Source organism: Nonomuraea gerenzanensis (assembly GCF_020215645.1).
Classification (GTDB): Bacteria; Actinomycetota; Actinomycetes; order Streptosporangiales; family Streptosporangiaceae; genus Nonomuraea; species Nonomuraea gerenzanensis.
In genome coordinates this window covers 8408861-8435851 of sequence record NZ_CP084058.1, presented here as the reverse complement: position 1 = coordinate 8435851, position 26991 = coordinate 8408861, and the positions used below count along the sequence as shown (strand labels likewise).

Sequence of the window (26991 nt, the reverse complement as noted above, 5' to 3'; positions counted from 1 at the left end):
ACGACCGCGGGGACATGAACGACAAGGAGGCGTCACGTGCGGGCAGGAGACCGGCTGGTGATCGCCGCCGTTCGGCGCAGCGGCCCGTGGCCCGCCGTGCTGGCCGGCACGGCCATCGTCGGAGCGGCCGCCGAGCTGGCCATCCCGTACCTGATCGGCCGCACCGTGGACGCCACCGTGGACGCCTTTGTGACGCGCCAGCCGGCAGGCACCCCCTGGCTGGCGCTCTGCGCGGGCGCGGTCGCCGCCGTCATGCTCTGCGAGAGCCTCGGCGTGTGGGCGCGCGGCGCCAGCGGCGCCCACGCCGCCGCCACCCTGCGCTCCGGCGTGCTGCGCCACGTCCTCGGCTCCGGCTCGGCGGCCACCCGCCGCTTCCCGGAAGGCGAGCTCGTCACCCGGGCCGGCCTGAACGCCGAGGAGGTCGGCAGGGCGCCCGAGACCGTGACCAGCGCGCTCGCCCTTCTCGTACCGACGGCGGGCGCGCTGGTCGCGCTCACCCTCATCGCTCCCGTCCTGACGCTGACGCTCGGGGCGGGCATCGTCGTCATCCTCCTCGTCCTGCGTGCCTTCCTGCGCACCACGACCACGATCGCGGGCGGCTACCAGGAGGTGCAGGGCGAGCTGGCCGCCCGCCTCGTGGAGGCGCTGGGCGGCGCCCGCACGATCGCCGCCGCCGGCACGGCCGAGCGCGAGTCGCGCCGCGTGCTCGCGCCGCTGCCCCGGCTGCGCGCGCACGGGATGGCGCTGTGGCGGGCCAACGCCTCGGCCACCGTCCGGTCCGGGGTGGTCGTGCCGCTGCTGGAGGTCGCCGTGCTCGCCGTGGGCGGGCTCCTGCTCGCCGCCGGCGACCTCACCATCGGCGAGCTCTACGCCGCCGCGCGCTATGCCGTGCTCGGGGCCTCACTCAGCACGGCGCTGGGCCACATCGGCGGCCTGGCCAGGGCGCGCGCCGCCGCCGGACGGGTGGCCGAGGTGCTCGACCTGCCACCCGTCCGGTACGGCACCCGCACCCTCCCGCCCGGCCCCGGGACCCTCGAATTCCGTGACGTGACCGCGAACGGCCTGGCCGTCGGCGACCTCACGCTCCCCGGCGGACGCGTGACCGCCGTGGTCGGGCGGTCGGGGTCGGGCAAGTCGCTGCTGGCGGCGCTGGCGGGCCGGCTGGCCGATCCCGAGCGCGGCACCGTGCTGCTCGACGGCGTGCCGCTGCCCGAACTGGCGGAGCCGGAGCTGCGGCGGGCCATCGGCTACGCCTTCGAACGCCCGGTGCTGGTCGGCGAGACGATCGGCGAGGCCATCAAGCCCGAGCCGGCGCCCGTTCGGGAGGGGGCGGACGCCGGCCGGGGGCTCATCACGACGGCCGCCGACTGCGGGCTCAGTACGACGGCTGCGGACCGCGGGCTCGTCACCACAGCCGCCGGAGCCGCGTGCGCGGACCCGTTCATCCGCAGGCTCCCGCTCGGCTACGCCACCCCGCTCGCCGACGCCCCCATGTCCGGCGGCGAGCGCCAGCGCATCGGCCTGGCCAGGGCGTTCGCCCAGGGCGAGCGGTTGCTGGTGCTCGACGACGCCACCTCCAGCCTCGACACCGTGACCGAGCGCCAGGTCGCCCAGGCACTCACCACCGACCGGCTCGGCCGCACCCGCCTCATCGCGGCCCACCGCCTGGCCACCGCCGCCCGCGCCGACCAGGTCGTCTGGCTCGACGACGGCACGGTCCGCGCCTGCGGCCCGCACCACGTGCTCTGGCAGGACCCGGCCTACCGGACGCTCTTCCAGGGAGCCGCGTCGTGAACCCGGCCGTCCACGCCCTGCGGCGGGAGCCCCGGCAGCTCGTCAGGCTCGGCCTCTGGTCGCTGGTGGAGGCGGCGCCCGCGTTCCTCATCGGGCACGCCGTCGCGCGGGCCATCGAGGACGGGTTCGCCGTCGCGCAGCCGTGGCTCGGCCTCGGCTGGCTGGCCGCGCTCGGGCTGGCCTGGCTGGCGGGGGCGGTGGCGGCGCGGCAGGTCGTGCTGGTCGTCGCGGCGCTGGCGGAGCCGTTCAGGGACGACCTGCTGACCCGGGTGGTCGAGGGCGCGATCAGGACGGGCACCGGGCGCGACAGCGCCGCCGTGGCCAGGGCGGGGCTCCAGGTCGAGCTGGCCAGGGACGCCTTCGCAGCCGTGGTCACCACCGTGCGGGGATTCGTGTTCACGGTGGCCAGCGTCGTGCTGGGGCTGCTGACGCTGGCTCCCGAGACGCTCATGCTGGTCATGCCGCCCTTCCTGGCCGGGCTCGCGCTGTTCCTGGCCTCGCTGCCCGCACTGGCCCGGCGGCAGCGCGCCTACCTCGTGGCCGACGAGCGGCTGGCCGAGGCCATGACCGGGGTGGCGGGCGCGCTGCGCGACATCGAGGCCTGCGGGCTGCGGGAGAGCGTGACGGGACGGTTCGGGCACCGGGTCGGTGCGCAGGCCGCCGCCGCGCGCACGCTGGCCCGGGTGAGCGCCGTCCGCACCGCGGCCCTGGCCGCCGGCGGCTGGCTGCCCGTCGTGCTCGTCCTGGCCGGGACCCCGTGGCTGCTGGAGCGCGGGGTGGGGGCCGGGGTGGTCGTCGGCACCCTCGCCTACGTCACCCAGTCGCTGGCGCCCGCGCTCGGCGGGCTCGTGCAGGGGCTCGGCGTCAGCGGCGTCCGGCTCGCCGTCTCACTCGGCCGCATCCTCCAGCTGGCCCCGCCCGGCGTCCCGGCCGGGCCCCGGATCCGCCCGCTCACCGGCGAGGTCCGGCTCGGCGCCGTCACCTTCGCCTACGGCCCGCACTCCGCCCCCGTGCTGGACTCCTTGGACCTCACGATCCCCGAGGGCGACCACCTGGCGGTCGTGGGCCCCAGCGGCGCGGGCAAGTCCACGCTCGCGTCCCTGATCAGCGGCATGCTGCGCCCCGGTGAGGGCGAGGTGCTGATCGGGGGAGTGCCCGCCGACCAGGTGGACTTCGGTGCCCGCGTGCTGATCCCGCAGGAGGCCTATGTCTTCCGCGGCACGCTGCGCGAGAACCTGCTCTACCACGCGGAGCCGGACACCGGCCTCGAGGAGGCCGTCGCGGCCGTCGGGGCGGCCGGCCTGGTGGACGAGCTGGGCGGCTACGACGCCCAGGTCGAGCCGGGCGCGCTCTCGGCGGGCCAGCGCCAGCTCATCGCCCTGGCGCGCGCCTACCTGGCCCCCGCCTCCCTGATCATCCTGGACGAGGCCACCTGCCATCTGGACCCCGCCACCGAGGCCAGGGCCGAGGCCGCGTTCGCCCGCAGGGGCGGCACGCTCGTCGTGATCGCCCACCGCCTCACCTCCGCCCTGCGCGCGCGCCGCATCCTCCTCATGGACGGCACCCGCGTCTCGATCGGCACCCACGAGGAGCTGATCCGGACCTCCCCCCTGTACGCCGACCTGGCCGGCCACTGGCACCCGGAGCCCGTGTCATGAAATTTCCAGACAACTATCCGCCCGCCGAGCGCCTCCCCCTCACCGACCGCCACCACGGCCACGAGATCGACGACCCGTACCGCTGGCTGGAGGACCCCCTCGACCCCCGCACCCAGGACTGGCTGGCGGCCCAGGACCGGCTCTGGCGCGACAGCGCCGCCGCCCTGCCCCGGCGCGAGCGGTTCCTGGCCCGGCTGACCGAGCTGCGCGAGACGGGCCTGGTCACCGTGCCCGTCTGGCGCGGCGACAAGCGCTTCCACCTGCGCCAGTCCCCGTCGCAGGAGCACCCGGTGCTCTGCTGCGACGACCGCGTGGTGCTCGACCCCATGGAGCTGGACCCCACCGGCCTGACGACGCTGGACGACTGGCAACCCGACCTGGAGGGCCGCCGCCTGGCGTACCAGACCTCGCGCAGCGGCGACGAGAAGGCGTGCCTGTACGTGCGCGACCTGGCCACCGGCGAGATCGTCGACGGGCCCATCGGCGGGTGCCGCTACTCGGCGGTCGCCTGGCTGCCCGGCGGCGCGGCGTTCTACTACGTCCGCTTCCAGCAGGGCGTGTTCCTGCACACGATCGGCTCCGCCGAGGCCGACGTGCCCGTCTTCACCAGGGGTGCGATCTCCTACGGCGTGCAGATCAGCCCCGACGGCCGCTGGCTGACGATCTCGGCGGGAACCGCGTCGGGCAACTCGCTCTGGCTGGCCGACCTGGCGGGCGCGGATCCGGCGCCCCGGCCCGTACAGGAGGGCTCGCACGCCCGCACGGCCGGCGCGGTCGCCCGCGACGGCCGCCTGTACCTGCTCACCGACCGCGACGCCCCGCGCCGCAGGCTCTGCGTGGCCGATCCGGCGGCGCCCACCGCCTGGCGGGAGCTGATCCCGGAGGACGGGGAGGCCGTGCTGGGAGCGTTCACGCTGCTGGACGGGGACCGGCTGCTGGTGTCCAGGACCCGGCACGCGGTCGGCGAGATCGCCGTGCACGACGCCCGCACGGGCGCGCGGCTGGGCATGGTCCCGCTGCCCGGCAACGGCTCGATCGCCTCGCTCACCTCGCGCCCGGGAGGCGGCCCCGAGGCGTGGTTCGCCTACACCGACGCCGTCACCCCCGCCGAGGTCTGGCGCTACGACGCCCGCACCGACACCACCACCCGCTGGTCGGCGGCGCCCGGCCGGGTCGCGCAGCCCGAGGTGCGCAGCCACCACATCGAGTACACCTCCGCCGACGGCACGCCCGTCCGCATGGTCGTCGTCGCCCGCCCCTCCCGGGGCGGCCCGCGCCCGGCGATACTCAGCGGGTACGGCGGCTTCGGCATCCCCCTCATGCCCGGCTACGCCGCCGACTCCCTGGCCTGGGTCGAGGCGGGCGGCGTGCTGGCCATCGCCAACCTGCGCGGCGGCGGCGAGGAGGGCGAGGCGTGGCACCGCGACGGCATGCTGGAGCGCAAGCAGAACGTGTTCGACGACTTCGTGGCCGCCGCGGAGAAGCTGATCGCCGACGGCTGGACGACGCCGGAGCAGCTCGGCATCTGGGGCGAGTCGAACGGCGGCCTGCTCGTCGGCGCCGCGCTCACCCAGCGGCCCGACCTGTTCGCCGCCGTGGTGTGCTCGGCCGGGCTGCTCGACATGGCCCGCTACCACCTCAGCGGCCTCGGCCCCTCCTGGACCGGCGAGTACGGCGACCCCGACGACCCCGAGCAGCTCGGCTGGCTGCTCGGCTACTCGCCCTACCACCACGTACGCAAGGGCACCGACTATCCGGCCACGCTGTTCACCGTGGCGGCGGCCGACACCCGGGTGGACCCGATGCACGCCCGCAAGATGTGCGCGGCCCTGCAGTGGGCGAGCGGCGGGGACCGGCCGGTCCTGCTGCGCCACGAGCCGGATGTGGGCCACGGGGCCAGGGCGGTCAGCCGCTCGATCGCGCTGGCCGCCGACGTGCTGGCCTTCCTGTCGGCCCACACCGGCTCAGATCCAGCCTGACTCCCTGGCGATGCGGATGGCGTCGATCCGGCTGCGCGCCCCGAGCTTGGCCGTGGTCCTGGACAGGTAGTTGCGGACCGTTCCCTCGGCCAGGTACAGCGAGGCCGCGATCTCCCCGACCGACGCCCCGTCCGCCGCGGCCCCGATGACGTCCAGCTCGCGCTGGGTCAGCGGCGCCTCGGCCGGCCGCATGGCCGCGATCGCCAGCTCGGAGTCGATGACGCGCTCCCCCTCGGCCACCCTGCGGATGCCGTCGGCCAGCCGCCCGGGAGGCGCGTCCTTGGCCATGAACCCGCGTACGTGCACGTCGAGGGCCCGCTTGAGCAGGCCGGGCGTGCCGACGCCGGTCAGGATGAGGACCCCGCACTCGGGTAACTTCTCGTGCAGCACGCCCGCGGCGGCGAGCCCGTCCATGCCGGGTAAGGCGATGTCGAGCACCGCGACGTCGGGGCGGCTGGCCCGGGCGGCGGCCAGGATGCGGTCGCCCCGATCCACCTCGGCCACGACCTCGATGTCCTCTTCATAGGCCAGCAGCGCCACAAGCGCGCCTCGTACCAGCTTCATGTCCTCAGCGAGCAACGTTCGAATCACCATGCGTCCTTGCGGTCGACCAGGCTTGCAACGTCTGCGGGCCCTTTAATCCTGCCGTATTGACCCAATCATGAAAAGTGCTTCTAATTGGCCGTCAAAGCCGTTATCTGAACCCCGCCCGTACCCTGAGGGAGAGCTACCAAGCGTCCGTCCGATTGGGAGATGCTGGCGAACATGAAACCCCGTGTGCGGCCCCTTCCGCCCGAACATTGGGACGACTTCACCAAGGCCCATCCCGACAACGTGTTCGCCACCCTGGCCCGCCACCCCGGGCTCTACCGGGGCTGGCGGGGCTTCCACGGCGCGCTCCAGGACGGCACGCTGCCCGCCAGGGATCGCGAGCTGGCCATCCTGCGCACCGCCCACCACTGCGACAGCGCCTACGAGTGGGGCAGGCACGCCCGCCTCGCCCGCGAGGCGGGTCTGACGAGCCAGGAGATCGAGCTGGTCCGCAGGCCGGACGCGCTGTGGTCGGTCGAGGACCAGCTCGTGCTCCAGGTCGCCGACGACCTGTACTACGCGGGCGACCTGACGGACGCGACGTGGGCGGCGCTGTGCGACCGCTACGACGAGGCGGGCCGGATCGAGCTGGTCATGCTCGTGGCCCACCACGGCATGCTCGCCCTGGTGCTCAGGACGCTGCGGGTGCGACCGGAAGGATGATCACCGAGGGCGTGATCACCGAGGGCGCGATCGCCGCGGAGTGATCACCGGGGAGTGATCATCGTGACGCCCGGCACCGAGCCGATCGAGGCCAGCGCCTTGCCGGTGTCGGCCAGGCCGATCGTGCGGGTGACGAGCTGGTCGGGGTGCAGGATCCCGGCCCTGATCATCTCCAGCATGGGCGGGTAGGCGTGCGCGGCCATGCCGTGGCTGCCCAGCAGCCGCAGCTCGTGGCCGATCACCCGGTCCATCGGCACCGGGGTGGGCCCGCCGGGCAGCAGCCCGACCTGCACATGCCGGCCCCTGCGGCGCAGGCTCTCGACGGAGGCGGCGCACGTCGCGGGGCTGCCCAGCGCGTCGATCGAGACGTGCGCGCCACCTCTGGTCAGCTCTCTGACCTGGGCCGCCGCGTCACCGGCCGAGCCATTGACGAAGTGCGTGGCCCCCGCCAGCTCCGCCAGGTGCAGGGCGTCGCTGCTGATGTCCACCGCCACGACCCTGGCGCCCGCCGCCGTCGCGATCATCACGGCCGACAGGCCCACGCCGCCGCAGCCGTGCACGGCCACCCACTCGCCGGGGCGTACCTCGCCGACCTGGGCCACGGCGCGGAAGGCGGTGGCGAAGCGGCAGCCGAGGCCGGCCGCCGTGGCGTAGGCCATGTCCTCGGGCACGGCGATCAGGTTGACGTCGGCGTGGTCGATGGCGACGTACTCGGCGAAGGAGCCCCAGTGCGTGAAGCCCGGCTGCGTCTGCCGCTCGCAGACCTGCTGCTCGCCGGTGGCGCACGCGGCGCAGGAGCCGCAGGCGCAGATGAACGGCACGGTCACGCGCGCTCCCGGCAGCCAGCCGCGCACGTCGGAGCCGACCGCCTCGACCACGCCGGCCAGCTCGTGCCCCGGCACGTGGGGCAGGACCTTGATGTCGGGGTCGTGGCCCTGCCAGCCGTGCCAGTCGGAGCGGCACAGCCCCGTCGCCTCGACTCTGATCACCGCTCCGTGCGGGGCTGGGGAAGGATCGGGCAGCTCGCGCACGTCGAGCTCCCCACCGAAGATGTCAAAGGCAACCGCTCGCATCTCATGAGCTTAGAGTGAGTTGCCGCAGCTCGCGCAAGGCCCGGTGCGACGGCGAGCCTGGCTCGGTGGTGTAGAGCACCAGGCGCAGGTCGTCGCGGTCGGGCACCGGCATGACCTGGCAGATCGTCTCGATCGCGCCGATGGCCGGGTGGTGGATGTGCTTGCGCTGCTCCCTGCGCACCCGGACCTCGTGCCGCGCCCACAGCTCGGCGAACTCGGGGCTGAGCGCGAGCAGCTCGGCCACCAGCGCCTGGATCCGCCGGTCGTCCGGATAGCGGCCCGCGGCGGCGCGCAGGTCGGCGACCGAGGCGCGGGCGAAGGCGCCCTTCTCCTCGTCGTCGAAGTGCGCGCCGATGTCGGGCGACATGAAGACCCAGCGCAGGACGTTGCGCTCGTCGGGCGCCAGGCAGTCGAGGCCGCCCATGAGGAGGGACGCCATGGGGTTCCAGGCCCGCAGGTCGTAGCGGGCGTCGAGCACGTAGGCGGGCACCTCGTCCAGGAACGCGATCAGGTGCAGCATGCTCTGCGGCACATCCTCCCTGATCCGCGGCGGGTCCAGCGGCTGGCCCGCCAGGTGGAACAGGTGGGTGCGCTCGTCCTGGCCCAGCATGAGGGCCCTGGCCAGCGCGTTGACCACCTGCCTGGACGGGTGCGGGCCCCGGCCCTGCTCCAGCCTGATGTAGTAGTCGATCGACATGCCCGCGAGCTGCGCGACCTCCTGCCGGCGCAGGCCCGGCGTTCGGCGGGTGCCCCCGGCCGGCAGGCCCACGTCCGCGGGCGTGATCCGGGCGCGGCTGACGCGGAGGAATTCGGCGAGTTCGTCGCGGTTCATGCTTCCATCGTCGGTGACGGAACCGCCCGCGTGGGTGGTACCGCTGATACCAGCCTCCCCAGGTCTCTCCCGCCGGCCCGTGACCAGGGCGAACGTGGAGGCATGACGAGAATCGCACTCATCACGGGTGCCAACAAGGGCATCGGCTACGAGATCGCGCGCCTGCTGGCCGAGCAGGGCGTCACCACGGTCGTGGGGTCGCGTGACGAGGGGCGCGGCAAGGCCGCCGCCGAGCGGCTCGGGCAGCCGTACGTCCGGCTCGACGTCACCGACGAGGAGAGCGTGGCCGCCGCCGCGAAGTGGATCGACAGCGAGTACGGCCGCCTCGACATCCTGGTCAACAACGCCGGCATCACCGGTGACCCGGCCGCCTTCGTGCCCAGCGCCGCCACGGCCGCGCAGATCAGGGAGGTCTACGAGACGAACGTGTTCGGCGTCGTCACCGTGACCAACGCGATGTTGCCGCTGCTGCGCAGGTCGCCGGCGGGGCGGATCGTGAACATGTCGAGCGAGCTGGGCTCGCTGGCCATGGCGGTGGACCCGGACAGCCCGTTCGGCGAGTTCAACGCCCTGACCTACAACTCCTCCAAGTCCGCGCTCAACATGGTCACGGTCTGCTACGCCAAGGAGCTGAAGGACACCCCGATCAAGGTGAACGCCGCCAACCCCGGCTACTGCGCCACCGACCTCAACCAGCACCAGGGGTTCCGCACGCCCGAGCAGGGCGCGGCCATCGCCGTCCGGCTCGCCACGCTGGATGAGAACGGTCCCAGCGGCGCCTATCTGGAGGATGCGGGCACCGTTCGCTGGTGAAGGTGTCAAGGCTGACTTTTGGGACAGATTGGGGTGATGGGAAGAGATCTGGATAAGGAGCGATTTACCGAGGCGGAGTATGCCCGCTTCGGGGAACGCATCCGGGAGCAGCTCGGCGTGCTGCGCGAGCTGCTCGACACCCCCGGCTTCGGCCAGGGACCGGTCACGATCGGGGCCGAGCTGGAGCTGTTCCTGATCGACGAGGACGGGCGGCCGCTGTCACGCAACGACCAGGTGCGTGACGCCCTGGGCGACGACCGCGTGGTGCTGGAGCTGGGCCGCTACAACCTCGAGGTGAACCTGACCCCGCTGCCCCTGGCGGGCAGGCCCTTCGAGCGGCTGAGCGCCGAGGTGCAGGAGACCATCACCAAGGTGGACGGCGCCGTGCGGGGCGGCGGCGCGCTGCCCATCGGCATCCTGCCCACGCTCGACACCGAGGACTTCACGCTGGGCGCGATGAGCGATCAGAACCGTTACCGGGCCATGAGCAGGGGCCTGCGGCGGCTGCGGCTGGAGCCGTTCCTGGTCAAGATCGACGACCTGGAGCTGTCGGTCGAGGACGTGATCCTGGAGAGCGCCAACACCTCCTGGCAGGTGCACATCCGTACGCCGCCCGAGCGGTTCGCCCGCCTGTTCAACGCCGCCCAGCTCGCCATCGGGCCGGTGCTGGCGGCGTGCGGGAACTCGCCGTTCTTCCTGGGGCGCGAGCTGTGGGAGGAGACCCGCATCGCGCTCATGGAGGAGGCCGCCGACGACCGGGACGTGCAGCGGCGCGAGCGCAGGGACGGGCGGGTGACGTTCGGCTCGGACTGGGTGCGCGAGGGCGCGCACGAGCTGTTCGAGCGGTACGTGCAGGACTACGACCCGATCGTGCCCGACCTCACCGAGGGCGCGGACCGGCACGAGGTGCCGGAGCTGCGGCTGCACCAGGGCACGATCTGGCAGTGGAACCGCCCCGTCTACGACCCCGCCGACGGCGGTCACCTGCGCATCGAGATGCGGGCGCTGCCCGCCGGGCCCTCCTGCGCGGACATGGCGGCGAACACGGCCTTCCTGCTCGGGCTGACGCTCTCGCAGGCCGAGCGGGACCTGACCGGGTACCGGTTCGCGACGGCGTACCAGAACTTCTACCACGCCGCCATGCACGGCCTGGACGCCAAGCTCTCCTGGCCGGGCATGGAGGGCGAGCACGACGCCGCGGAGCTGGTCCTGTACCTGCTGCCCGAGGCCAGGAAGGGGCTGCTGGGAGCCGGGGTGGCGCCGAACGACGCCGACCGGGCCCTGGACGTGATCGCGCAGCGGACCCGGCTGCGCCGCACCGGCTCGGTGTGGCAGCGGGAGACGCTGGCGCGCCTCGGCGGCGACCGGCGCGAGCTCGTGCGCCGCTACCGCGAGCTGGCACTCTCGGGGACGCCCGTGCATTTGTGGAAGTGATCGCCAACCTTGACCATCCCCGTTCCGTCAAACTGGTCAAGAGACGGAAAAGGTGAGGCGGATATGGCGGGTACGGGGATGGTTCCCACCGATAAGGCGGCCTTTGCCCTGAATCGGGAGACGGGCGACCTGGCCGAGGGGGCGGCCAAGCTGGCGAGCGAGATCGGCGGCACGTCCGTCGAGGCGGTGCTGGCGCAGGCCAACAGGACCGGCACGAGGAAGGGCGCCGCCGCGGCGATGGGCTCGATGCGGCCCAGGCCCGCCGAGTGGTACGCCTTCGACGACAAGGACCAGGACACCGCCGACTGGTATCCCCAGGGCCTGACCGGCAGCGAGGACTCGGGCGCCATCGGGATCCCCGCGTTCATGGTGAGCTGGTACTTCAAGCCGCAGGCGGGCGAGCGGGGCATCAGGGTGTCGTTCTTCAGCCCCAAGTCGCTGAAGTACCAGCACGCGCTGCTGGTGCAGGCCAAGCCGGACGGCTCGTACGGGCCGATCGACATCCACGCCGGCGGCATCGCCTGCCACGGCGACCTGCTCTACGTCGCCGACACCACCCGGGGGCTGCGCGTCTTCGACCTCAACAACCTGCTCGACCTGCGCACCGCGCAGAACGACCTGGGCGACGGCAAGCGCGTCGGCCGCCACGGCGGCAGGCTGCACGCCTTCGGCTACCGCTACGTCATCCCGCAGACCGACCTGTGGCGGGTGGCGCGGCCGGGGCCGCTGTTCTCGTTCGTCTCGATCGACCGCAGCGGCGACACGCCGCGGCTCATCACGGGCCAGTACCAGGAGAGGACCCCCGACGGCTGGGTGGGGCGCTGGGACCTGGACCTGGCGGGCGGGGAGCCCGTCGACGCGTTCGTCATGGGGCACCCGAAGATCCAGGGCGCGATGTCGTACCGCGGCACGTGGTACCTGAGCCAGTCGGCCGGCTCCACCGCCAACGGCAAGCTGCTCGTGTACAAGGGGGCAGAGCTGCAGACCAGGCCGTTCCCGATCGGCCCCGAGGACCTGACCGTGCAGGACGGCAAGCTGTGGAGCGTCAGCGAGTTCAGGAACAAGCGGACGATCTTCGGCGTCAGCCTCTGAGGTGCTCCTGCAGCACCTCGCGGTAGCGGCGGTCGAAGGCGTCGTAGCGGGCCCGTAGCCGCGCGCCCGGCCAGCCGTCCGGCAGCAGCTCGGTGGGCAGCAGCGGGTCGGCCAGCAGGTGGCGCAGCACGGCGGCCGAGACGAGGAAGCCCTCGGCCAGCCCCCGCGCGCCGTCGAGCGCCCGCTCCAGGCGCCGCGCCTCGGCCGCCCAGCCGTCCAGGTCCCACAGCAGGGGAGTGGGGTCGCCGTGCGGGCGGCCGTCGATGAGCGTGCACTGCGCGGTGACGATCTCCGGCCAGGCCCGCACCAGGTTCGCCGGGCGCAGCCAGGTGCCCTCGCGCAGCTCGGCCAGGCGCAGCGCGGTCATCGTGTGCCGCAGCGCGGCCCGGTCGGCGGGCGCGCGCCGCTCGGCCGTCACCACGGCCACCTCCCACGTGCCGTCCCACGCCTTGGTGTGCGGGTCGCGGCTCTCGTCCTGCCTGGCCTGGCGCTCCACCAGCCGCTGCGACAGCGTGTACTGCCCGTCGCTCTGCAGCAGGTCACCGGCCGCCACCATGCGCGACAGCGCCACCCTGACCGTGCCCTCCGCGATGCCGAACAGCGCGCCGATGCGCACCAGGTGGCGGGCGGGCAGCCGGGGCGGGTGGCTGCCCAGCAGCGCGCTCAGCACCGCCGAACGCGCACTCAGGCCATTACGCTCTTCCATCGCGTGTCGAGTATATGTAACACTCGCGAGTATGGGCCGGTATCTCATCGAACCGTTCGACCGCAGCGACCGTTACGCCACCGAGCGCTACCAGGGCGCCGCGGGGCGCAACTGGTGGCGCTGCGACCCCACGCTCCGCCTGCTCATGCGGCGGCACCTGGGTGACGGCTTCGCCTGGGCGCAGCCGCACCTCGACCGGCTCGGCGAGCTGACGGGCGGTCTCGTCGCCGCATGCGCCGAGGAGACCGACCGCAACCCGCCGCGGCTGGAGAAGTACGACAAGTGGGGCAGAGACGTCAGCCAGGTCGTCATGCCGCCGTCCTTCCACACCGCCCGCCAGGCGCTGATGGCCGACAACTTCACCTCCCCGTCCTTCGCCGGGCAGGCCAGGGCGAACGGGGCCGATCCCGCCGCGCTGGGCGCCGCCTGGACGTACCTGCTCGACCAGGCCGACATCGGGATGGGCTGCGCGCTCGGCACAGGCGGGGACATGGTGGTCTCGCTTGCCGAGAAGCACGCGCCCGCGGACGTACGCGACCGGGTGCGGGAGATCTTCGCCAACGGCTACTACTCCGGCGAGGCCGCACAGCTTTTCACCGAACGGACCGGCGGCTCCGACCTGGCGGCGCTGGAGACCGAGGCGGTGCCCGCCGGCGACGCGTGGCTGCTGACCGGCTACAAGTGGTTCGCCTCCAACGCCAACGGCTCCGCCTTCGTCGTGCTGGCCAGGCTGCCCGAAGGCGCCGTGGCGCCGTTCCTGGTGTTGTGGGAGCGGCGCGACGGCAGCCGCAACGGGGTGCGCATCCGCAGGCTCAAGGACAAGCTCGGCACCAGGTCCGTCGCCTCCGCCGAGGTCGAGCTGGCGGGCGCGGAGGCGTTCCTGCTGGCCGGGCAGGGCTCCGGCTCGGGGCTCGGCACGATGATGAAGCTCACCAACGCCTCCCGCCTGGGCGTGGCCATGATGGGCGTCGGCGTGGCCAGGCGGGCACTGGTTGAGGCGCTCTGCTACGCCCGCGCCCGCGAGGCGTTCGGCCGGCCGCTCGTCGAGCAGCCGCTCATGCGGCGCAAGCTGAGCGAGCTGATCGTCGAGGTCGAGGCCGCGCAGGCGATGGTGTTCGACGGGCACGTCGGGCCCCGGCTGCGCCTGGCGCCCGCGCTGATCAAGCTGCGCGCCGCCCGCCTCGGCGTGACCGCCGCCTCCGACGCCGTCGAGGTGCACGGCGGCAACGGCTACATCGAGCAGTGGCCGGTGGCCCGCCTGCTGCGCGACGCGCAGGTCAACCCGATCTGGGAGGGCGGAGACAACATCCTCTGCCTGGACGTGCGCCGCGCCATGCTCAAGGAACGCGCCCACCTGCCCTTCCTCGACCACGTCCGCGCCCTGGCCACCTCCGACCTGGTCCAGGCCCGCGTCGACGACCTCACCAAGGCCGTCGAGGCGTGGTCCGCGCTGGAGCCCGCGGCGGCCGAGGCGCGGTTGTACCCGCTGGCGCAGTTCATGGCCGACGTCTACGCCGCCGCGCTTCTGGAGGACCAGGCCACCTGGGGGCTCGACGACGAGCGCAAGGCCCTCGTGGCCCGCCTGTACGCCGAGGCGCACCTGGCGGACCAGGGCCCGCTGCGCGGCATCGACCGCCCCGCCGACGACCCCTTCGACGAGCTGCTCGCGGGCGCCTTCAGCGAATCTGCCGGATGATCGACGGATCGGTGATCGCGGTGTCGGCGGCCAGCAGGAACGCCTTCGACAGGATGAGCGACAACACGCCGCCGTCCTCCTCGAACGGCAGGAACACCTGGTCGCCGCCACCGCTCCGGACGATGCACAGGTAGGCGTCGTTGGGCTCCATGAGAATGTTGCCGGAGCCCAGGTGGATCTTGTACGTCCGCAGGTCACCCTTGACGTGCAGGAACCGGCCGTCCAGCGTGCACCGGTCGGCGATGGCCAGCCGGGGCAGCAGCCGGGCCAGCGCGTCGCGGCGCATCTCGGCCGACTCGCTGAGGTCGCCGAAGCTGCAGGACTCCCAGTACGCGCCGTGCCCCTCCGGGTCCAGCCCGGTGGAGGCGACACCGACGGTCAGATCGGCGTCGCGCAGCACCTCCGACAGCGTCAGCGGCGGCACCTCGGCCAGCCGCACCCGGCGGCCGTCGGTGCTGAAGTACAGCTCGCCGCTGACGCAGATCGAGACCGTGCCGGCGCCGTCACGCTCGATGGAGTGCTCGTCGAGGTGGAACTCCCAGTGCGCGGTCAGGCCGCCGGGCAGGTTCTTGGTGGCCTGGCTCTGGTGCGAGCCGCACTCCCAGTCCCAGTGGCCCAGCGACATGCCGGTCCAGCCGCGCCCGCTCAGCAGCGCCTTGGCCTGGCCGTAGCGCAGCAGGTGGCGGGCGAAGCGGCGGGAGTGGTCGCGGGTCACCTCCTCGGCCGGGGTGAGCAGGTAGACCTCGCGGAAGGCCTGCTTGAACGGCTGGCGCCGCTCGTCGGCGATGAGGTGGTCACGCCAGCCGCGCACCTCCTGCGCGTCGTGCGCGATGGGGTGCCACAGCAGGACGGGCGTGTCGGGGAACGGCTGGATGCGGCGGCCCGCCGGATCGGTCAGCTCCCAGGCCCCGTCCACCTGGACAGGCAGCCCGGCGGGGCCCTGGAGGATCTCCCAGATGAGGTCGCGGGCCAGCGCGCCGGTGACCGGGTGGTCGAGGAAGTGCTCGCACACGTCCCGCCACCGCCAGATCCGCTCGGTGGCCAGCGCCCGCTCGATCCGGAACCGCTCCGCCGGCACCGCCTTCTGCAGCTCCTTGGCCGTGGCCCTGAACTCGGCCAGCAGCTCCCGGTCCACCGTCTTGGGGATGGTCTTGCGGCCCTCGTAGCTGATCCGCCCGTCCAGCGACAGGCTCAGCCCCCGCTCGGTACGGGTGCCGTCGCGGCCGAGCCCGAACGTGGGCACGGTGCGGTCCAGCAGTTGCTCGGGGGAGAGCCCCGCCCGCCCAGCCACCTCGTGCAGCGTGCGGTCCACCGCGGCCAGGATCGTCTTCTTGCGCACCTTCGCCTGCACGCGGGCCAGCTGCGGGACCACCTCCACGCCGCCGCGCCTGGCCAGCACCCCGATCGCGGCGTTGGCCAGCAGCTCGCTGCGCGCGTTCGCGCCGGAGCCGCCGATGCCGGTGCCCGTCGTCACGGCCACGTCGCCGAGCAGCGGCGTCACCCACGGCTCCTTGATCAGCTCGCAGGTCCAGATCAGGCCGCGCAACGTCGTGGCGGTGTGCTCGCGCACGAAGACCCGCTCCGCCTGGTGCCGGCGCTGGATCGTGGTCTCGCGATGGGCGGCGAGCGCCCGCAACACCTCGGGGATCACCTCGACGGCCTGCCCGGTCAGCAGCTCCCTGGCGTCCCACTGCCAGCGCGGGCCCGGCCTGGAGTCGCGGGCGGTGGCCCAATGCCGCAGCAGCGGCAGCACCTGCGGGCAGCCCAGCCGCGGCGCGAACGCTTCGAGCAGCCGGGCCGCGAACGGGTCCTCCTCCCACAGCACGTTACGGGCCGCCTCTGCCGGGTCGCCGGTCTCCGGCTCGGTCAGCAGCGCCGCCACCTGGTCGCCGATGAGCTCCCACGTCGACACCCGGTAGCGGCGTAACCAGGACAGATCGCGATGCAGCACCTGCCACCGCTCCGGATAGGGCAGCGAGGCGGTGGCGGCCAGCGGCACGCGAAACCGGTCGGCCCCGGCTGCGCCCCACTGGGGCGCCGAGCCGATCGCCAGCTGCCACAGACCGGTGACCGAGTCCCTGTCCCACGCCTGCTCGCCCCGGGCCGCCTGCTCCACCAGCGCCAGGCGCCGCTCGTCGGCCGGAGCCTCGCAGAGCCTGACGTGCGCCCACGTCGCGAACTCCGCCCCCCACTCGTCGATCAGCTCCTCACCGGCCTCGAAGGCCGCGTCGAGCCGCGCGAACTCCTGCTCGTCCGCCTCGCTGAGGCCACCCCACGCGTCCATCGGCTGTCCTGTCCCGTTGTCGTGCCTGACGATGCGCCCATCTATAGCAACCGGGGGCGACAGAACGCGGGCGCTGGCCCCTGCCCCGGCGGCGACGTACGCTCTGCACGTTCCCCGAGGAGCGCTACCGCACGTTCTCCCGAGGAGGGCCGCATGACCGTACGCGTGGAGCGCCAGGGCCCGGTCACCACCGTGGTGATCAGCAGGCCCGAGGCGCGCAACGCCGTCGATCGCAAGACCGCCGACGCGCTGACCGAGGCGTTTCGCGACTTCGAGTGCTCCGACGCCGCCGTGGCGGTGCTGTGGGGGGAGGGCGGCACGTTCTGCGCCGGCGCCGACCTCAAGACGCTCGACAACCACGTCGGCGAGGAGGGCGACGGGCCGATGGGGCCGACCCGGCTGCGCCTGGCCAAGCCGGTCATCGCCGCCGTGTCCGGGCACGCCGTGGCCGGCGGGCTGGAGCTGGCGCTCTGGTGCGACCTGCGGGTGGCCGAGCGGGACGCGGTGTTCGGGGTGTTCTGCCGGAGGTGGGGGGTGCCGCTCATCGACGGCGGCACCGTACGGCTGCCGCGGCTCATCGGCACGTCCAGGGCGATGGACATGATCCTCACCGGGCGGCCCGTGGAGGCGCCCGAGGCGTACGAGTGGGGGCTGGCCAACCGGCTCGTCCCCGCCGGCACCGCCAGGCCGCACGCGGAGTCGCTGGCCAGGGAGCTGGCCGGGTTCCCGCAGGAGTGCCTGCGCGGCGACCGGATGTCGGTGCTGGAGCAGGACGGGCTGGAGGAGGGCGAGGCGATGCTGAACGAGCTGCGCCACGGCCTCGTCTCGCTGCCCGACGCCTCGGAGGGCGCGGCCCGCTTCGCGGCGGGCGCGGGCCGCCACGGCTCCTTCGGCGACGGCTGAACGACCCTCCCCGGCGTTGTCGGTCGGCCCGCGTATCGTGACCTTCATGCCTGACATCGAGGTCGCCGGGCGCGAGGTCCGCATCACCAGCCCCGACAAGGTGGTCTTCCCGCAGACCGGTCACACCAAGCTCGACCTGATCCGCTTCTACCAGGCCGTCGGCGAGGCGGCGCTGCGCGGCGTGCACGGGCGGCCGATGGTGCTCAAGCGGTTCGTGCACGGCATCGAGCAGGAGGCGTTCTTCCAGAAGCGGGCCCCGGCCAAGCGGCCCGACTGGATCGAGGTGGCCGAGCTGAAGTACCGCTCGGGGCTCAGCGCCGAGGAGGTCGTCTGCACCGATCTGGCGCAGCTCCTGTGGGTGGTCAACCTCGGCTGCGTCGATCTCAACCCGCATCCGGTGCGCTCCGACGACCTGTCCAGGCCCGACGAGCTGCGCATCGACCTCGACCCGGTGCCGGGCGTCGAGTGGGCCGACGTGCTGCGCACGGCGCAGGTGGCCAGGGAGGTGCTGGCCGATCACGGCCTGGTGGCCTGGCCCAAGACGTCCGGCTCGCGCGGCTTCCACGTCTACGCCCGCATCGAGCGCCGCTGGCCGTTCGCCAAGGTCCGCAAGGCGGCCGAGACGGTGGCGCGCGAGGTGGAGCGGCGCGCCCCCGACCTGGCCACCAGCCGCTGGTGGAAGGAGGAGCGGCACGGCGTGTTCGTCGACTTCAACCAGAACGCCTACGACCGCACGGTGGCCTCCGCCTACTCCGTCCGCGCGGTGGCCGACGCCCGCGTGTCCACCCCGCTGACCTGGGACGAGGTGCCGGGCTGCCGCCCGGAGGAGTTCACCGTCGACACCGTGCCGCGGCGGCTGGCCGAGCGCGGCGACCCGTGGGAGGACATGGACCTGCACCCGGGCTCCCTCGACGGGCTGCTGGAGCTGGCCGAGGAGCTCGGGCCCGCGCCCAAGCCGCCGAAGGGCAGCGGGCGCAGGCAGCAGACGATGCCGGTGATCGAGATCGCCAAGGCCGAGCACAAGGACGAGGCGATGGCGGGGCTCGAGCGGTGGAAGGCCCGCCATCCCGAGGTGGCGGCGCGGCTGGAGCCCGCCGACGTGCTGGTGGACGGGATGCGGGGGCGTAGCAGCGTGTGGTATCGCATCCGGGTCAACCTGCAGCACGTTCCCGAGGGGGAGCGGCCGCCGCAGGAGCCGCTGGAGGTCGACTACGACCCGTGGGGGCGCGGCGAACGCCCGTGATCCGGTGAACGACGAGGAGACGGCATGAGATGGAGGGCACCGATCCCGCGATCGAGGATCGGCGACGCGACCCCCGGCTGGGAGACCCAGCGCGCGGTGATGCACGTCGCCCCCGCCGACGCCGCCGACGCCGCCGATCGCCTGGCGGCGAGCGTGTGAGGTCGCCGGACAGGAGCGCGTGACGGGCGGCGTCCTGGCGAACAAGCCCACTTCAGCGTCCTGCCCGAGTGCGAGTGGGGCGGGTCAGCGGCCTGAGATCAGGTTCGCCAGCCGCGCGTACGCCGAGGTCGTGGCGATGCGCTCGTTCTCGTGCCGGTCGGCGGCGCGGAACAACGCGTAGATGAGCTGCACCCCCGCCCACCGCAGCGGCTCCGGCTCCCACTGCCGCACCTGCCGCCCCACCCACGGCAGCTCCGTCAAGGGGGTGTCGCGCCGCAGCACCAGGTCACGCAGCGTGCGGCCGGCCAGGTTGGTGGTGGTGACGCCGCTGCCGACGTAGCCGCCGGCCCAGCCGAGGCCGCTGGCGTGGTCCAGGTGCACCGTCGAGCACCAGTCGCGCGGCACCCCCAGCACCCCGCACCACGCGTGCTGGACGCCGACGTCGGCGGCGGCCGGGAAGAGCTTGACGAGCATGCGCCACAGCAGGGCGACCGTCTGCGCCTGGGTGGCGCCGCGCCGGTCGACGCGGGAGCCGAAGCGGTAGGGCACGCCGCGCCCGCCGATCGCGATGCGGTCGTCGGCGGTGCGCTGGGCGTAGACGTAGGCGTGGGCCTCGTCCTCCAGCAGTTCGTTGCCCTGCCAGCCGATGTGCTTCCACACGTCGGCGGGCAGCGGCTCGGTGACGATCATGGAGCTGTTCATCGGCAGCCACTGGCGGTGCTGGCCGGCCAGGCTGGCGGTGAAGCCCTCGGTGGCGCGGATGACGTACTCGGCGCAGACGACGCCGCGCGTGGTGACCGCCGAGGCCAGGCCGTGCTGACGGGGCCGGATCTCGGTGACCGTCGTGTCCTCGAAGAGGTCCACGCCCAGCCGTTCCACCGCGGCGGCCAGCCCGACGGCCAGCTTGGCGGGCTGGATGCGGGCGCAGTGCGGCGAGTACGACGCCTCCAGCGCGCCCCCGACCTGCACGCGCTCGCGCTGCTCGTCGCGGCCGAGCAGCCGCACGTCGTCCTCGCCGTACCCCCAGGCCCGCAGGTCGGCGACGCCGGCCCGCAGGCGGCGGCGCTGGGCCGGGTTGGTGGCGACGTGGATGAGGCCGCCCTTGTGCACGTCGGCGTCGATGCCCTCGGCCCTGGCCACCTCGATGACCTCGTCCACCGACCGGAACATCGCCCGCTGCAGCTCGATCATCGCCTGCCGCCCGCGTGCCTTGGCGTGCCGCTTGCGCGAGCCGGCGAACTCGGCGGAGAGCCACCCGCCGTTGCGCCCCGACGCGCCGAACCCGGCGAACTCCTTCTCCAGGATCGCGATCCGCAGGCCGGGGTCGGCCTGCTTCAGGTAGTACGCGGTCCACAGGCCGGTGTAGCCGCCGCCGACGATGGCGACGTCGTAGTCGCGGGGCCCCGGCAGCGCCGGCCGCCGGGCGGGCAGGCCGATCTGCCGGTACCAGAAGGAGACTCCGCCGTTGGCGAAGTCCTTGGTCAGCGGGATGCCTCTCATCACCGGACACATCTTCTAATAACAGACAGAGAGCAACAAGTCGGCGAAGTGTAATAAAACTGGACGTCCGGCTAGCTTCGTGTCGGGCGTTCGTAGCCCTCGTCGCCGCCGTATACGCGCAGGTCAGGGTCCTGCTCCGGCTGCGTGGCCGGGCTCGTGGGCGAGGCGGTGTGCTCGGAGGCGAAGTCGTCCGACAGGATCGGGGCCGGCGGCACGAGGTAGTCGTGCCAGGTGATCTCGCCCAGCGGCGCCGCGTCGGTGGTGAGCAGGCCCGTGCGCTGGGCCGCGAACAGGCGGCCCGGATACCGTACGGGCAGGCAGGGGCGGCGCAGGCCCTGGGCCCGCAGCCAGGTTCTGACCAGGTCCTCGGTGTCCAGGACCTGGGGCCCGCCGTACTCGATCTCCCTGTTCGCCGGCCCCGCGCTGAGCAGGGCGGCCGCGCGCGTGGCGACCTCGCCCGTGTGCACCGGCTGCCAGGGCAGCGACCGGTCCACCGGTAGCGCGGGCAGCGACGCGAAGTCCCGCAGTCGCTGGTGCAGCCACTGGTGGAACGGCGTGGTCCGCAGGATCGTCCAGCCCAGCCCGCTCTCCTCGACCAGCCGCTCGGCCTGCCGCTTGTGGCGCAGGTGGCCGTAGGCGGCGCGGTCGGCGCCGACCATCGAGGTGAACAGCACGTGCGGCACCCCGGCCGCGCGCGCGAGGATCATCAGCGTCCTGGTGCCCGGGATGTCCACCGCGCCGCGCCCCCTGCGGCCGCTGGTCGCCAGGTGCGCGATCGCGTCCACGCCGGCCACGGCCTCCCTGACGCCGCTGCCGGAGATGAGGTCGCCCCAGACCCACTCGACGTTGCCGCGGCCGTCCCTCTTGGTACGGCTCAGCGCCCGCACCTCGTGACCGGCCTTCAGCAACGCGGGCACCAGTGCTCCGCCCAGCGTGCCGGTGGCTCCCGTGACCAGAATGCGCATGCGGGGTCCCCTACCCGCCAAATTCGAGAAATGTCAATGAATTCCGGTTCGGCGTCTGCGTCCGGCGGAGCGGGGTAGGGCCGCACACATGGCTCGAATCGCATCCGAATCCCTGATCGAACGGCTCGCGGCGTGGGGCGTCGACACCGTCTTCGGCCTGCCGGGCGACGGCATCAACGGCATCATGGAGGGGCTGCGGCGCCACCGCGACCGGGTGCGCTTCGTCCTCGTGCACCACGAGGAGGCGGCCGCGTTCATGGCCACCGGGTACGCCAAGGCCACCGGCCGCATCGGCGTCTGCCTGGCCACCTCCGGCCCCGGCGGCATCCACCTGCTGAACGGCCTCTACGACGCCAAGCTCGACCACGTGCCCGTGCTGGCCATCACCGGCATGCAGGAGACGTCCGTGCTGGGCACCGGCTACCAGCAGGAGGTGCACCTGGACAAGCTCTTCGCCGACGTGGCCGAGTACAACATGATGGTCACCAACCCGGCGCAGCTGCCCTCGCTGGTGGACCTGGCCATCCGCACCTCCTACGCGCGGCGCGGGGTCTCCCACCTCACGCTGCCCAACGACATCCAGGTGGCCGAGGCGGGGGCGGACCCGTACAAGAGCGTGGCCCCCGTACGGGCGCCGCAGACCGCGCCCGTCTACCTGCAGCCGTCCGGAATGCCGCGGCAGGAGGACGTCGAGTGGGCGGCCGAGGTGCTCAACCGGGCCGAGCGGCCCGCCATGCTCGTCGGGCAGGGCGCGCTGCACGCCAGGGAAGAGGTGCTGGCCGTGGCGGAGGCGCTCGGGGCGCCCGTGGTCAAGACACTGCCCGGCAAGGCCGTCATCCCCGACGACTCCCCGTACACGACGGGCGGGCTCGGGCTGCTCGGCACCCGCCCGAGCGAGGAGCTGATGGACGAGGCGGACGTGCTGTTCATGGTCGGCACGAACTTCCCCTACTCCAAGTTCCTGCCGGAGGTGCGTGACACGCGGGTGGTGCAGTTCGAGGCGGACCCGACGCGCGCCGGGGCGCGGATCGCGACGGACGTGCCGGTGGTGTGCGACGCCAAGGAGGGCCTGCGGGCCCTGCTGCCGCTGCTGGGCCGCCGCGACGGCGACCGCAGCCACCTGGCGAAGTATCAGAAGCTGATGGCCAAGTGGCGCTCCGACATGGAGGCGCTGGAGAACCCAGAGCGCGACCCCATCGCCCCGCAGTACGTCATGTCCATCATCGACGAGCTCGCCACCGACGACGCCATCATGACCTGCGACAGCGGCACCATCGCCACCTGGGCCGCCAGGCACTGGACGATCAGGGGCGGGCGCGAGTTCTACCTGTCCGGCACGCTGGCGACGATGGCGCCGGGGCTGCCGTACGCGATCGCCATGCAGCACGCCTTCCCCGGGCGGCAGGTCATCGCGTACGTGGGTGACGGCGGGTTCTCGATGCTGATGGCCGAGTTCCTGACTGCGGTGCAGCACCGGCTGCCGGTCAAGGTGGTCATCAACAACAACAACTCGCTCGGGCAGATCCTGTGGGAGCAGATGGTGCTCGGCTACCCGGAGCACGGCGTCCGGTATGCCCAGCCCGAGGCCGACTTCTCGGCTTGGGCGCGCTCGTGCGGCGGGTTCGGGGCGAAGGTGACCAAGTCGGAGGACGTGGCGCACGCGATCGGGCAGGCGCTCGCCCACGACGGGCCCGCGCTGGTGGACGTGGACGTCAACCCGAACGAGCCGCCCATGCCCGGCAAGGTCTCCTACGACCAGGCCAAGAGCTTCGCGCAGGCGTTCCTCAAGGGGCAGCCGCACAAGGCGGCCATCGCCACCACGCTCTTCAAGGACCGCATCCAGAAGCTGGGGGACTAGCCGCCGTAGGCGGTGGCGATGCCGGCGGCGGCGGCGCGCAGCGGCTCGACGAGGCGGGGCAGCTCGCGGGCGCGCCGCGACGACAGCACGATGCCCAGCGCCGCCACCGCCCGCCCGTCCACCAGCACCGGGGCCGCCGCCGAGCAGGAGCCGAGCGTCATCTCCTCGTAGGTGAGCGCGTGCCCCTGGGCCCGCACCGCCGCCAGCTCCCTGGCCAGCCGCCCCGGCTCGGTGATCGTCTGCGCGGTGGGCCGTTCGAGCTTGCGCGCCAGGTAGGACTTGACGAACCAGTCCGGCTCGTACGCCAGCAGCGCCTTGCCCACCCCGGTGGGATGCATGGGCAGCCGCCCGCCGATCCTGGAGACGATGGGCACGGCCCGCCTGCCGTACACCTTGTCCACGTACAGCACCTCCAGCCCGTCCCTGACCGCGAGATGCACGTTCTCGCCCGTGGAGCCGAACAGCTCCTGCAACCACGGATGCGCCAGCTCCTGCAGCCGGTTCGGCGCGAGCTGGCCCAGCTCCCACAGTCGCGGCCCCACCCGCAGCCGCCCGTCGGGGGAGCGGCTGAGCGCCTGCCACTCCTCCAGCTCGCCCACCAGCCGGTGCGCCGTGCTCAGCGGCACGCCGCTGCGCGCGGCCAGCTCGGTCAGCGTGAGCTGCGGGCGCGCCGCGTCGAACGCCCCCAGGATGGCCAGCACCTTGGACGTGACCGACCGCCCCGGCTCGCGAGCTCCACCTGACATACGGCAATCCTGCACAGATTTTCCACTGAGCGGAAGAGGGCTCTCGGCGAAACCCAGGCCGAGGCTGGATGCTTCCTTCATGCGAACTCAGGTCGGGATCATCGGAGCGGGCCCCGCGGGCCTGCTCCTGTCACACCTGCTCCACCTGCGCGGCATCTCCTCGGTGGTGCTGGAGAAGCGCAGCCGCGACTACGTCGAGCGGCGCGTGCGCGCGGGCGTGCTGGAGCAGGGCACGGTGGACACGCTGGTGGAGGCCGGCGTCGGCGAGCGGATGTCGCGCGAGGGGCTGCCGCACCACGGCATCGAGCTGCGGTACGGCGGCGCGGGGCACCGCATCGCCTTCGAGAAGCTGGTGCCGGGCCGCGCCATCACCGTGTACGGGCAGCAGGAAGTGGTCAAGGACCTGATCGCGGCCCGGCTGGCGGCGGGCGGGGACGTGCGGTTCGAGGTCGAGGACGTGGCGTTGCACTCGCTGGAGTCGCAGCCGTACGTGACGTTCGGCGGCGAGCGGCTCGACTGCGACGTGATCGCGGGCTGCGACGGCTTCCACGGGGTGTCCAGGCCGGCCATCCCCGAGGGCGTGCTGAGCATCTTCGAGCGCGACTATCCCTTCGCCTGGCTCGGCATCCTGGCCCGCGTGGCGCCCTCGTCGGAGGAGCTGATCTACGCCAGGACCGAGCGCGGCTTCGCCCTGCACAGCATGCGCTCGCCCACCGTCAGCCGCTTCTACCTGCAGGTTCCCGCCGACGCCAGGATCGAGGACTGGCCGGACGAGCGGATCTGGGCCGAGCTGAAGACCCGGCTGGAGACCGTGCCCGGCTTCGCGCTGGCCACCGGCGAGATCATGGAGCGGGGCATCACGCCGATGCGCGGGTTCGTGGCCGAGCCGATGCAGTACGGGCGGCTCTACCTGGCGGGGGACGCCGCCCACATCGTCCCGCCCACCGGGGCCAAGGGGCTCAACCTGGCCGTGGCCGACGTGCGCGTGCTGACCGAGGCGCTGGCCGCCTACTTCGGCAGCGGCTCCACCGAGCTGCTCGACGGGTACTCACAGGCGTGCCTGAAGCGGGTGTGGCGGGCGCAGCACTTCTCGTGGTGGATGACGACGCTGCTGCACACGTTCGAGGAGGACGACCCGTACGCGCGGCGGCTGCAGCTCTCCTACCTCGACTACGTGACCTCCTCCGAGGCGGCGGCCACGACGCTGGCCGAGAACTACGTCGGCCTGCCGTTCGACCGATGACCTCGGAGGATGCCTTAACCTTGGCGCGTGGTCTTCGAGGAGGGATGGGCGGCTTCGCCCCTGCGCTGGCTCATGCACGCCCTGGGTGACTCCCAGCTCGCCCGGATGGACGGCGACCCGGGGCTGGTGGCCGCGGTCGACCAGCACGCGGCGGTGCTGCGTGACGCCATCCCGCTCGACCGGGAGACGCTCGGCGACTACCTGCTGGGCTTCCTCGACGAGCTGCGGCACCGCGGCTGGGCCTTCACCGGCGAGCCTGACGCGCCGTCGCTGCGGCTGACGGCGGTGTGCTGGCTGACCCGCGAGCTCGACCTCCTGGCCGACGGCCACCCCGCCTGACCGGCCCCGCACCCACGCAAGCCCTCGGCCCGACCGGCCGCATCTGCGGGAGCCCCGGCCTGAGCGGCGGCACCTTCGGGAGCCCCGGCCTGACCGGCCGCATCTGTGGGAGCCCCGGCCTGACCGGCGGCCCTTCGGGAGCACCAGCCCGTCCAGCTGCACGCACTTGAAGACCCGGGCGCGGTGACGCGCCCGGGTCCGGTGCTCAGCCGGGAGGCATGTCGGAGCGGTGCGCCCCGCCGGGCGACGTCCTGATCGGCGCCGTCTCCTCCGTCATGGCCCGGGCGTCCGCACGCCCCCGCTGGTACGCCTCGGCGTGCGCCCTGGCCTGCGGAGCCTCCTGCTCGATCCGCCCCAGCCAGCGCTCCCACCGCTGCTGCATGGGCCGCACGAGCCCGCCCCCGATGCCGATCGCCGCGATCGCCCCGATCGTGGCGAGCACCGTGATCAGCACCGGCGTCGTCACGGTGGTGGCCACGCCGATCTGGTTCAACGCCGCGATGATGCCCAGCGCCCAGATGAACACGGCCGCCGCGGTCGCCACCCAGTGGCCGTACGACAGCCCGCCGAGCATCCCGCTCACGATGTCCTTGACGCCCTTGGCCACGGCCCCGGCCACCACGATGATCACGATGGCGACGAGTGCCTTGGGCAGCCAGCCCACCACGCCGGCCAGCAGTGCCGAGACCGGGTTGGGGCCGAAGACGTTGAAGGCTATCTGCAGGGTGACCAGCAGGATCGCATAGAAGACGATCTTCGCGAGCAGGCTGCTGGCGTCGTACTTGCTCCGCTCCAGCCAACGGCGCACGCCGCTGCGCTCCACCGCGCGGTCGAAGCCGACGCGTTCGAGCACCTTGTCGACGATCTTCTCCAGTGCCTTGGCCACGATCCACCCGATGAGCAGGATCACCAGGAACGCGATCAGCTTCGGGACGAACGTCGCTATTTGCCGCCAGGCGTCTGAAAGGCCCTGGCCGATGTTGATATCCACGGTTTCCTCCTCCGAGGAGCCAATGCATCGGCGCTACCCGCCCCAAAACGCTCTATGTGCGCATCAATTCCAAAACTTCGCACAAGGCGACATAACTCCCAGTGCAATGGATGCGCAACGCCGGCTGGCAACATCCGGAATCGACCGGCCCGACCGGATACGGGCCGGATCGCAGAAGGGAAGAAGACATGGCCAACCTGACCGCCGAACTGGCCGAGCGGATCGTGGCCGGATGGCGCGGCACCGCCGGGCCCGTCGAGGGCTGGGACAGCCCCGCCGGACCGCTCTTCGCCGGCGGCGACTACGCCGAGTCCGACATCACGATGGAGGCGATCCTCGGCTCCGCGGAGGCCGGCGCGCAGCCCGCCGCGATCACGGTCTGCGGCACGGTGTGCACCGACTCCCGCCCGCGGGTCTGCTGCTGAGCCG

24 protein-coding genes are annotated in these 26991 nt (G+C 73.0%); 15 read left to right on the top strand and 9 right to left on the bottom strand.

The features are described from left to right. Positions 1 to 36 precede the first annotated feature (36 nt). The 3 genes from LCN96_RS39230 to LCN96_RS39220 are packed head-to-tail and all read left to right on the top strand — an operon-like array spanning position 37 to position 5431. Complete coding sequence (locus LCN96_RS39230) at positions 37 to 1794, top strand: ABC transporter ATP-binding protein (RefSeq protein ID WP_225267479.1); 1758 nt, start codon at positions 37 to 39, stop codon at positions 1792 to 1794. Beyond that, on the top strand, positions 1791 to 3452 hold the full coding sequence (locus LCN96_RS39225) for an ATP-binding cassette domain-containing protein (RefSeq protein WP_225267478.1): 1662 nt from the start codon (positions 1791 to 1793) through the stop codon (positions 3450 to 3452). The genes LCN96_RS39230 and LCN96_RS39225 overlap by 4 nt, the downstream gene beginning before the upstream one ends. Next, positions 3449 to 5431: a prolyl oligopeptidase family serine peptidase gene (locus LCN96_RS39220; protein ID WP_225267477.1), complete on the top strand. Its 1983-nt coding sequence runs from the start codon at positions 3449 to 3451 to the stop codon at positions 5429 to 5431. Before LCN96_RS39225 ends, LCN96_RS39220 begins: the two co-directional genes overlap by 4 nt. Here the strand turns inward: LCN96_RS39220 and LCN96_RS39215 are convergent. Further along, a complete protein-coding gene (locus LCN96_RS39215) occupies positions 5417 to 6025 on the bottom strand; it encodes a response regulator transcription factor (RefSeq protein ID WP_404823887.1) in 609 nt (202 codons plus the stop codon). The two genes, LCN96_RS39220 and LCN96_RS39215, sit on opposite strands and share 15 nt — an antisense overlap. 171 nt (positions 6026 to 6196) lie before the next feature. Between LCN96_RS39215 and LCN96_RS39210 the strand changes: the two genes are divergently transcribed. After that, complete coding sequence (locus tag LCN96_RS39210; protein ID WP_225267476.1) at positions 6197 to 6685, top strand: carboxymuconolactone decarboxylase family protein; 489 nt, start codon at positions 6197 to 6199, stop codon at positions 6683 to 6685. A gap of 44 nt (positions 6686 to 6729) precedes the next feature. Here LCN96_RS39210 and LCN96_RS39205 read toward each other — a convergent pair whose 3' ends face one another. Then, positions 6730 to 7758, bottom strand: a complete 1029-nt coding sequence (locus LCN96_RS39205; RefSeq protein WP_225267475.1) for a zinc-dependent alcohol dehydrogenase family protein — start codon at positions 7756 to 7758, stop codon at positions 6730 to 6732. A gap of 1 nt (position 7759) precedes the next feature. After that, positions 7760 to 8590, bottom strand: a complete 831-nt coding sequence (locus tag LCN96_RS39200) for a helix-turn-helix transcriptional regulator (protein WP_225267474.1) — start codon at positions 8588 to 8590, stop codon at positions 7760 to 7762. Between the two features lie 102 nt (positions 8591 to 8692). Between LCN96_RS39200 and LCN96_RS39195 the strand changes: the two genes are divergently transcribed. The 3 genes from LCN96_RS39195 (at position 8693) to LCN96_RS39185 (ending at position 11929) form a co-directional block, all read left to right on the top strand. Further along, the gene (locus LCN96_RS39195) at positions 8693 to 9403 is read left to right on the top strand and encodes an SDR family oxidoreductase (protein WP_225267473.1); all 711 of its coding nucleotides are present in this window, start codon (positions 8693 to 8695) and stop codon (positions 9401 to 9403) included. A gap of 36 nt (positions 9404 to 9439) precedes the next feature. Next, positions 9440 to 10837, top strand: a complete 1398-nt coding sequence (locus tag LCN96_RS39190) for a glutamate--cysteine ligase (protein WP_225267472.1) — start codon at positions 9440 to 9442, stop codon at positions 10835 to 10837. 78 nt (positions 10838 to 10915) lie between these two features. Continuing rightward, positions 10916 to 11929, top strand: coding sequence for a hypothetical protein (locus LCN96_RS39185; RefSeq protein ID WP_225267471.1), 1014 nt, complete (start codon positions 10916 to 10918; stop codon positions 11927 to 11929). Here LCN96_RS39185 and LCN96_RS39180 read toward each other — a convergent pair. Continuing rightward, positions 11919 to 12635 (bottom strand): PaaX family transcriptional regulator C-terminal domain-containing protein, encoded by a 717-nt coding sequence (locus tag LCN96_RS39180; RefSeq protein ID WP_225267470.1) that lies wholly within the window; start codon positions 12633 to 12635, stop codon positions 11919 to 11921. The genes LCN96_RS39185 and LCN96_RS39180 overlap by 11 nt on opposite strands. A 31-nt stretch (positions 12636 to 12666) precedes the next feature. Between LCN96_RS39180 and LCN96_RS39175 the strand changes: the two genes are divergently transcribed. Continuing rightward, positions 12667 to 14331, top strand: coding sequence for an acyl-CoA dehydrogenase family protein (locus LCN96_RS39175; RefSeq protein WP_225267469.1), 1665 nt, complete (start codon positions 12667 to 12669; stop codon positions 14329 to 14331). Here the strand turns inward: LCN96_RS39175 and LCN96_RS39170 are convergent. After that, positions 14312 to 16615, bottom strand: coding sequence for a DUF4132 domain-containing protein (locus tag LCN96_RS39170; RefSeq protein WP_225267468.1), 2304 nt, complete (start codon positions 16613 to 16615; stop codon positions 14312 to 14314). The two genes, LCN96_RS39175 and LCN96_RS39170, sit on opposite strands and share 20 nt — an antisense overlap. A 153-nt stretch (positions 16616 to 16768) precedes the next feature. Here LCN96_RS39170 and LCN96_RS39165 point away from each other — a divergent pair, with 153 nt between their 5' ends. The 3 genes from LCN96_RS39165 to LCN96_RS56895 are packed head-to-tail and all read left to right on the top strand — an operon-like array spanning position 16769 to position 18920. After that, entirely contained in the window at positions 16769 to 17518 is a 750-nt protein-coding gene (locus LCN96_RS39165; protein WP_225267467.1) for a crotonase/enoyl-CoA hydratase family protein, read from the top strand. Between the two features lie 46 nt (positions 17519 to 17564). After that, positions 17565 to 18761, top strand: coding sequence for a non-homologous end-joining DNA ligase (ligD, locus tag LCN96_RS39160; protein ID WP_225267466.1), 1197 nt, complete (start codon positions 17565 to 17567; stop codon positions 18759 to 18761). A 24-nt stretch (positions 18762 to 18785) separates the two neighbouring features. Further along, positions 18786 to 18920, top strand: a complete 135-nt coding sequence (locus tag LCN96_RS56895) for a hypothetical protein (RefSeq protein ID WP_263657375.1) — start codon at positions 18786 to 18788, stop codon at positions 18918 to 18920. Between the two features lie 84 nt (positions 18921 to 19004). On the opposite strand, the gene LCN96_RS39155 is transcribed toward LCN96_RS56895, so the two are convergent. Both LCN96_RS39155 and LCN96_RS39150 read right to left on the bottom strand, forming a co-directional pair. Continuing rightward, on the bottom strand, positions 19005 to 20420 hold the full coding sequence (locus LCN96_RS39155) for an NAD(P)/FAD-dependent oxidoreductase (protein ID WP_225276150.1): 1416 nt from the start codon (positions 20418 to 20420) through the stop codon (positions 19005 to 19007). A gap of 71 nt (positions 20421 to 20491) precedes the next feature. After that, positions 20492 to 21385 (bottom strand): SDR family oxidoreductase, encoded by an 894-nt coding sequence (locus LCN96_RS39150; RefSeq protein WP_225267465.1) that lies wholly within the window; start codon positions 21383 to 21385, stop codon positions 20492 to 20494. Between the two features lie 88 nt (positions 21386 to 21473). Between LCN96_RS39150 and LCN96_RS39145 the strand changes: the two genes are divergently transcribed. Further along, a complete protein-coding gene (locus tag LCN96_RS39145) occupies positions 21474 to 23243 on the top strand; it encodes a thiamine pyrophosphate-dependent enzyme (protein ID WP_225267464.1) in 1770 nt (589 codons plus the stop codon). On the opposite strand, the gene LCN96_RS39140 is transcribed toward LCN96_RS39145, so the two are convergent. Beyond that, the gene (locus LCN96_RS39140; RefSeq protein ID WP_225267463.1) at positions 23240 to 23989 is read right to left on the bottom strand and encodes an IclR family transcriptional regulator; all 750 of its coding nucleotides are present in this window, start codon (positions 23987 to 23989) and stop codon (positions 23240 to 23242) included. The genes LCN96_RS39145 and LCN96_RS39140 overlap by 4 nt on opposite strands. Before the next feature lie 79 nt (positions 23990 to 24068). Between LCN96_RS39140 and pobA the strand changes: the two genes are divergently transcribed. Further along, positions 24069 to 25232 carry a 4-hydroxybenzoate 3-monooxygenase gene (gene pobA, locus LCN96_RS39135; protein ID WP_225267462.1) on the top strand — a complete coding sequence of 388 codons (1164 nt, stop codon included), beginning with the start codon at positions 24069 to 24071 and terminating at the stop codon, positions 25230 to 25232. 27 nt (positions 25233 to 25259) lie between these two features. Further along, a complete protein-coding gene (locus LCN96_RS39130) occupies positions 25260 to 25571 on the top strand; it encodes a DUF6401 family natural product biosynthesis protein (RefSeq protein WP_225267461.1) in 312 nt (103 codons plus the stop codon). 205 nt (positions 25572 to 25776) lie between these two features. Here the strand turns inward: LCN96_RS39130 and LCN96_RS39125 are convergent, their stop codons facing one another. Next, positions 25777 to 26562: a mechanosensitive ion channel family protein gene (locus LCN96_RS39125; protein ID WP_225267460.1), complete on the bottom strand. Its 786-nt coding sequence runs from the start codon at positions 26560 to 26562 to the stop codon at positions 25777 to 25779. A 188-nt stretch (positions 26563 to 26750) separates the two neighbouring features. On the opposite strand from LCN96_RS39125, the gene LCN96_RS39120 reads away from it, so the two are divergent. Continuing rightward, complete coding sequence (locus LCN96_RS39120) at positions 26751 to 26987, top strand: DUF6229 family protein (protein ID WP_225267459.1); 237 nt, start codon at positions 26751 to 26753, stop codon at positions 26985 to 26987. Positions 26988 to 26991 lie beyond the last annotated feature (4 nt).